Below are 524 nucleotides of genomic sequence, written 5' to 3'. Positions count from 1 at the left end.
CAACATACATTCTTCAATCAGCTTATGCGCGTCATTGCGGGTACGTGGCAGAATCTCATTAATACCACCCAGCTCATCGAAAGTCATATAGGTTTCAATGGTTTCGAATTCCATCGCATTACGTTCAGCACGTAAGCCTTTTAGAATCTGATACAACTGGAACAGGGTATTTAGTGATTTACGTACACTACGATCTTCAGTGATTGCTGTACTGTCACCTTCAAAATACTTCGCGACCTGATCATAGGTCAGACGTGCCTTGGAATGCATGACTGAAGGATAGAATTCATACCCGGTCACTCGGCCAGCACGTGACAGTTTCAGGTCACAGACCATGCACAGGCGATCGACATTCGGATTTAATGAACACAGGCCATTAGAGAGTGCTTCAGGCAACATTGGTAAAACGAAGTGTGGGAAATACACGGATGTCCCGCGTTCTTGCGCTTCATCATCCAGTGGTTTGCCCGGACGTACATAATGGCTCACGTCAGCAATCGCTACGACCACACGATAACCACCGC

The 524-nt window shown here is 46.8% G+C and carries 1 protein-coding gene; it reads right to left on the bottom strand.

Annotated elements, in window-relative coordinates; all coding sequences use genetic code 11:
* Positions 1-524 (bottom strand): RNB domain-containing ribonuclease (locus FTT98_RS17925; protein ID WP_180177639.1); only part of this gene is annotated, 524 nt, incomplete at both ends.

Source organism: Acinetobacter sp. YH12039, from assembly GCF_013420015.1.
In the GTDB taxonomy this organism is placed as follows: Bacteria; Pseudomonadota; Gammaproteobacteria; order Pseudomonadales; family Moraxellaceae; genus Acinetobacter; species Acinetobacter amyesii.
Note: the sequence above shows the minus strand (reverse complement) of the source record. Positions and strands in the feature narration are given on the sequence as shown.